This is a genomic window from Chromatiaceae bacterium (assembly GCA_016714645.1).
In the GTDB taxonomy this organism is placed as follows: domain Bacteria; phylum Pseudomonadota; class Gammaproteobacteria; order Chromatiales; family Chromatiaceae; genus M0108.
Window position 1 is genome coordinate 668,735 of sequence record JADKCI010000005.1, and the last position, 6,413, is coordinate 675,147.

A 6,413-nucleotide genomic window follows, 5' to 3' on the forward strand; every position below is an offset into this window, starting at 1 on the left:
TCAATCGGCCAGCGCACCCTGAATCCTCTTCCGCACTCCCGACGAGGCCCCGGATGCAGGGTAAACTAGCGGCAAACCCGCGCCCCCCTACCGGAGCCCTTCATGCACCCTGAATTCGATCTCTCGCCAGACCTCTGCTACCTCAACCACGCCGCCGTGGCCCCCTGGCCGCGACGGGCGGTGACGGCGGTGACCCGCTTCGCCGAGGCCAATGGCCGCCGGGGCTCGGCGGACTATGCGACCTGGCTCGCTACCGAACAGCGGCTGCGCGAACGCTTGGCGGACCTCATCCAGGCCCCCTCCACCGACGACATCGCCCTGGTCAAGAACACCTCGGAGGGCCTGTCCATCCTGGCGCAGGGGCTGGACTGGCAAGCGGGGGACAATATCGTGGGCATCGCCCAGGAATTCCCCTCCAACCGCCTGCCCTGGGAGGCCCTGCAGGATCAGGGGGTCGCCTACCGCGTCCTGGACCTCGACACCACGGATGACCCCGAGACCGCCCTCGACGAGCTCTGCGACGCCCGCACCCGGCTGGTCGCCGTGAGTTCGGTTCAGTACGCGCGCGGCTTGCGTCTAGATCTGGAGCGTCTTAGCGCCACCTGCCTCCGCCGGGGCATCCTGCTCTGCGTGGACGCCATCCAGAGCCTGGGCGCCCTGCCCTTCGACCTCCAGCGGATCCCCGTGGATGTGGTCGTGGCCGATGGTCATAAATGGATGCTGGGACCGGAGGGCATCGCCCTCCTCTATGTCGCGCCAGCCCTGAGGCCCAGGCTCAGGCTGCGCCAGTTCGGCTGGCACATGATCGCCCACCCCGGCGACTACGACCGCCATGACTGGACCCCCTCCCCCACCGCCACCCGCTTCGAGTGCGGCAGCCCCAACCTCTTGGGCATCCACGCCCTGGAGGCCAGCCTCTCCCTCCTGCAAGAGGTGGGCATGGCGTCCGTGGCATCCGCCATCGAGCAGCGAATCAGCCGGCTCATGAGCCTCATGGATCAGGCCGGCTTTGAGGTCCTGACCCCCCGCGCCCCCGAGCGCCACGCGGGTATCCTGACCTTCCGCGTCCCCGGGGCCGATCACCCGCGTCTGTGGCGCGAACTCCAGACCCGGGGCGTCAGTTGCGCCCTGCGGGGCGGGGGCATTCGCTTTTCACCGCACTTTTACACGGATGAGGCTTTGCTCGACCGGGCTGTAACGCTGGTCAAGGAAGTATTGGCGGATGGCTATACCCAACACACCTGAGTTTTGGGTTGCCCGGGCCGGGTATAACTCGGAAAATCAACATTTGAATCGCGAGGCTCGTCGCCCAATGCTTGATACCCTGCCCCTGCTAAGCGCCACCGACTTTCCGCCCCTGCGCCGCCGTAGCCTGACGACCCTCCAGGTGAATTTGGGCTACCGCTGTAACCAAACTTGCGTCCATTGCCACGTCAACGCCGGTCCCCAGCGGACCGAGCAGATGGATGACGCCACTCTCGCGCTGATCCCTCGCGTACTCGCCGCCCGGGGGTTGCGGGCTCTGGACCTCACCGGCGGCGCCCCCGAGCTGCATCCGCGCTTTCGCTGGCTAGTGGCGACCGCGCGCGGGCTCGGGGCCAGGGTAATCGACCGCTGCAACCTGACCATCCTCTCCGAGCCGGGGTTCGAGGACCTGGCGGACTTCCTTGCCGCCCAGGGGGTGGAGGTACTGGCCTCGCTGCCCTGTTATCTGGAGGACAACGTGGATACCCAGCGCGGCCAGGGGGTTTACCAGCGCAGCATCGAGGGACTCAAGCGATTGAATGACCTGGGTTACGGTCGGCCCGGCAGCGGCCTCGACCTGAATCTCATCTACAACCCCGGTGGACCCCGCCTGCCGCCGGAACAAACCGGCTTGGAGGCGGACTACCAGCGGGAGTTGCAGGCCCGCCACGGCATCGGCTTCAACCGGCTCTACACCCTGACCAACATGCCCATCAAGCGCTTTGGCAGCACCCTTATCTCCCGGGGCCAGTTTGGCGATTACATGACCCTGCTCAAGGACAGCTTCCACCCCGCCAACCTGGAGCAGGTCATGTGCCGCGATTTGATCAGCGTGGACTGGCGGGGCCGGTTGTTCGACTGCGACTTCAATCAGCAACTGGGGCTGGGGCTGGCCCCGGTCGGCCCAAGTGACGAGGGGCGCCATGAGCCCTGCCTGCGCGACCTGCTAGAGACCGATTTTGCCTGGGGCCCCATTGTCATCGCCGATCACTGTTATGGCTGTACCGCGGGCCAGGGCAGTAGTTGCGGCGGGGCCCTGGCCGCTCCCGGTCCGATTCCCGCCCCATGAGGCTGTCGCTCATCCTGCCCGCCCTCGATGAGGCGGCGGATATCCCGGCCACCCTGGCCGCCCTCCAACCGCTGCGCGCCCTGGGCCACGAGGTCATCCTGGTGGATGGCGGCAGCACCGATGGCACCCCCCTCTTGGCCGCCCCCAAGGTGGACCGGGTCATCACCGCCCCCCGGGGCCGGGCCCGCCAGATGAACGCCGGGGCGGCCCAGGCCCAGGGCGAGGCCCTGGTGTTTGTACATGCCGACACCCGCCTGCCGGAGGGGGCTGGCGCCCTCGTTAGCGATGCCCTCCAACAGCGGCTATGGGGGCGCTTCGATGTTCGCATTGCCGGCAGGCCCTGGATGCTGCGAGTCGTCGCCACCCTCATGAATGAGCGCTCCCGGCTCTCCGGCATCGCCACCGGCGACCAGGCCATCTTCGTGCGGCGCGACACCTTCACCGCCCTGGGGGGCTTTCCTGATCTGCCGCTCATGGAAGACATCGCCCTCTCCAGGCGCCTCAAGCACCTTAGCCCGCCTGCCTGTCTGCGCCAGCGGGTCATCACCTCCGGCCGGCGCTGGGAATCCCAGGGGCCCTGGCGCACCATCCTGCTCATGTGGCGATTGCGCTTTGATTATTGGCGCGGGGTGCCGGCGGAGTCCCTGGCAGGTCGCTATCGCCTCCCCACCCAGCCGCCAGCCCCGCCTGTAGGCGATGGGCGCTAGGGGTGAGCCCGGTCCGCATCCTGATGTTTTGCCAAGGCCCCGGTCCCGGGTCACGTTAAGACCCTGCTCATCCCCACCTTGGGGCCGGCTGGCGCGGCGCGGCTCGCAAGCCGGCTGTTGCGGCACACCCTGACCCAGGCGCTAGCGGCGGCCCTGGGATGGGGGCTATGTGGTTGGGCTCGCGGACCTCTGATCCCAGCCTGTTTACGGACCTGCCCTGGAGCATGGCGCTGGTCACCCGCCTAACCCTAAGGCGCATCCAGGCCCTGATCTGGCGGGGCTGGATTGGAGAAGAACGGGTGGATATCGACAAACCGGCGGATCTCGTGGGCGCTTCCCGGGACTCTAGCTGCTATTTTCACGAATGATATCAACCGTCACGGCGCAGAGCCACTCCAGCTCCCGATCGCTGACGATATAGGGTGGCATCAGATAGACCAGCCGCCCAAAAGGGCGGACCCAGACGCCACGATCGACAAAACGGCGCTGAATGTCGCGCATGATCACGGGCCTCGCCATTTCCACCACGCCAATGGCCCCCAGCACCCGTACCTCGGTGACGCCGGCGAGCCCCTGACAAGGTGCCAGTCCGGAAGTCAGGCCAGCCTCGATGCGCTGCACATCGCCTTGCCAACCGCGCTCCAGCAGGAGATCAATGCTGGCGTTGGCCAAGGCACAGGCGAGGGGATTGCCCATAAAGGTGGGACCGTGCATGAAGACGCCCGGCTCGCCGGAAGAAATGGTCGTGGCGACCTGGGTGCTGGCCAGGGTGGCCGCCAAAGTCATATAGCCGCCGGTCAGGGCCTTGCCAACCGTCATGATGTCGGGGGCTATGCCAGCGTGTTCGCAGGCAAAGAGGCGGCCGCTACGGCCAAAACCGGTGGCAATCTCGTCCGCGATGAGCAGCACACCCTCCTGGTCGCAAAGCTCGCGCACCCGCCGCAGATAATCGGCGGCATAGAAGCGCATGCCACCGGCGCCCTGGACGATGGGCTCCAGGATGACCGCCGCCAACTCCTGGCGGTACCCCCGCAACAGGGCCTCGAACTCCGCGATATCGGCGTCCCGGCAGGGCTCGCCGAAACGGCACGCCGGGGCGGGGGCGAACAGTTGGCGGGGCAAGAGGTGGGAGAAGAGATGATGCATGCCGGTGACGGGGTCACACACCGACATGGCGGCAAGGGTATCTCCGTGATAGCCGCATCGGAGGGTCAGCAAGCGGTGGCGACCGGGCTCTCCCCGGGCTTGATGATATTGGATGGCCATCTTGATGGCCACCTCCACCGCCACCGAGCCGGAATCACAGAGAAAGACATGCTGGAGGGGCTCGGGCGTCAGGGCCACCAGCCGTGCCACCAGGGACACCGCCGGCTCGTGGGTGAGGCCCCCGAACATAACGTGGGCCATCTGATCGAGCTGGTCCCGGATGGCCTGGTTGAGGACCGGGTGGTTATAGCCGTGGACGGCGCACCACCAGGAAGACATGCCATCGATGAGGACCCGGCCATCCATGAGTTTAATACGGCAGCCGTGGGCGGCGCGCACCGCATAGACCGGGTCCTGATTCAAGGTCGAGGTGTAGGATGCCAGACATGGGCCCGATCGATGGCCAGTAATTCCTCGGCGCTGGGCACCCGGAGCATCCCCTTATCCGCACCTGGGGCTGCGGGGGCCTTGGGTGTCCAAGCCCCGGCCAGATATACCCAAAATAGCTAGCCAGGCGCTTTCCGGGGCCGGGTACATCAATTCGGTTTGCGGCTTTTGCCCAGACCGGCCATTGAGACCACTTGCGCCGCCTGGGGCTCATCCGTGTAGTAGGGCCGCTCGGTGACGCGCCCCTGCTGATCCGCCCATTCCCGTTCCCGCGCCGAGATCAGGGCCAGGCACTGGCGCACGTCCTCGATGGTCCCCGCCGACAATGGATGCTTCATCCCCGGCGGCGGGGTAACGTCCCGGATGATCGCGGTCAGCGTCTTGCGCATGGCCACCAGAATTTGTTGCTCTTTCGTCAGGTCTTGCATCTAGGCCTCTGGGAGCAAATTGATAAATTGGGTCCGACCAAACCGGAGCCAAGGGTTGCCTAAAGGTGACCCTTGGCAAACAGGACTTCAAGTTCCGCCTCGGAGATGACTCCGAACACCCAGCTCCAAGGCTTTGTCTATTTGACCCGGCCGCTTCGCCCGCTAGCAGAAAGTCGGTCTTGGCGAAACGCTGCCGCTCATCTTGGCCCACGGACTCAGGAGCCGGTCCATGATTTCATCCGGGGCCGGCTCAGGGTACCGGTGATGACGAAGGTGCGGCCCACGAGGGACTGCTCCCGATTGGCCTTGAAACCGGAGCCTCCCCCGGTCCCGGGCCATTGGATGCCGGCGGCCAGGAGCTTGCGGATGACCTCCTGATTATGGGGCTGAGCGAAGAAGCGCACGATCTGATCCGCCACCTTGTCGCCGATCCCCGCTACCAATACCTGCTTGCGGTTCTCCAAGTCTTCGGGGCCGGCCCGACGCAGGGCCTCCAGGGTCGGGAAACGGGCCACGATGGCCTCGGCCAGGCGCGGGGAGATGCCCGGAATCGACTGGCTCGCCAGCCAGTCCGTCAGACCCTCCCCGGCGTCCGGCGCCAACTCGGGATGGCGGGCGAGGAAACCGGTGATAGCCTGGGCCTTGGCCGGTCCCAGACCGGGGACACCGCGCTGGGGGACCAGATCCTCCAGGCCTACCGCCATCAGGGGTTCCAGGTCACCGAAGTGATCCGCCAAGGCCAGGGCCGTGGCCTCCCCCACCTCGCGGATGCCGAGGGCGAAAATAAAACGTGCCAGGCTGGTGGAGCGACTGCGCTCCAGGGCTGCAAGCAGATTTTGGGCGGACTTGTCGCCCATGAGCTCCAGGCTGGCCAGATCTTCATGGCGCAGGGCATAGAGGTCCGCGGGGTCCCGCGCCAAATCCCGCTCGACCAACTGGTCCACCATTTCCTCGCCCAAGCCCTCGATGTCCATGGCCCGACGGGAGGCGAAGTGGAGTATGGCCCGCTTGCGTTGGGCAGGGCAGTGGAGCCGCCGACACAGCGGGCCACTCGCCCTCCCGGGCTCGATGACCGCCGAGCCGCAGACCGGGCAGGCAGCAGGGAGGGCTACCGGCGGCACCACCGGCGGCATCCAGGAGCACGCGCACGATCTCCGGAATGACATCCCCAGCGCGACGGACAACCACGGTGTCGCCGGGGCGGACATCCCTTGCGCCGCACCTCGTCGATATTATGTAGGGTGGCATTGGCAGCAGGAGACGCCCCTGACCGAACGGGGTTGAGACGCGCCACCGGGGGCCACGGCGCCGGTGCGGCCACGCTGAATTCCACGGCCTCGACGATCGTTAACGCCTCCATGGCCGGGAACT

5 protein-coding genes and 1 pseudogene are annotated in these 6,413 nt (G+C 66.6%); 3 read left to right on the forward strand and 3 right to left on the reverse strand.

The genetic code is table 11. The features are described from left to right. Positions 1–102 precede the first annotated feature (102 nt). The 3 genes from IPN92_19615 to IPN92_19625 all read left to right on the forward strand — a co-directional run bounded on the left by IPN92_19615 (position 103) and on the right by IPN92_19625 (position 3,021). Positions 103–1,245, forward strand: coding sequence for an aminotransferase class V-fold PLP-dependent enzyme (locus tag IPN92_19615; protein MBK8640382.1), 1,143 nt, complete (start codon positions 103–105; stop codon positions 1,243–1,245). A gap of 67 nt (positions 1,246–1,312) precedes the next feature. Next, positions 1,313–2,314 (forward strand): arsenosugar biosynthesis radical SAM protein ArsS, encoded by a 1,002-nt coding sequence (arsS, locus tag IPN92_19620; GenBank protein MBK8640383.1) that lies wholly within the window; start codon positions 1,313–1,315, stop codon positions 2,312–2,314. Further along, positions 2,311–3,021, forward strand: a complete 711-nt coding sequence (locus tag IPN92_19625) for a TIGR04283 family arsenosugar biosynthesis glycosyltransferase (protein MBK8640384.1) — start codon at positions 2,311–2,313, stop codon at positions 3,019–3,021. Before arsS ends, IPN92_19625 begins: the two co-directional genes overlap by 4 nt. 345 nt (positions 3,022–3,366) lie before the next feature. Here the strand turns inward: IPN92_19625 and bioA are convergent. The 3 genes and pseudogenes from bioA to IPN92_19640 form a co-directional block, all read right to left on the reverse strand. Next, positions 3,367–4,664 (reverse strand): annotated as a pseudogene (bioA, locus tag IPN92_19630) (adenosylmethionine--8-amino-7-oxononanoate transaminase). Between the two features lie 99 nt (positions 4,665–4,763). After that, positions 4,764–5,042 carry a segregation and condensation protein A gene (locus IPN92_19635; protein ID MBK8640385.1) on the reverse strand — a complete coding sequence of 93 codons (279 nt, stop codon included), beginning with the start codon at positions 5,040–5,042 and terminating at the stop codon, positions 4,764–4,766. Positions 5,043–5,257: 215 nt separating this feature from the next. Continuing rightward, positions 5,258–6,163, reverse strand: coding sequence for a hypothetical protein (locus tag IPN92_19640; protein ID MBK8640386.1), 906 nt, complete (start codon positions 6,161–6,163; stop codon positions 5,258–5,260). Positions 6,164–6,413 lie beyond the last annotated feature (250 nt).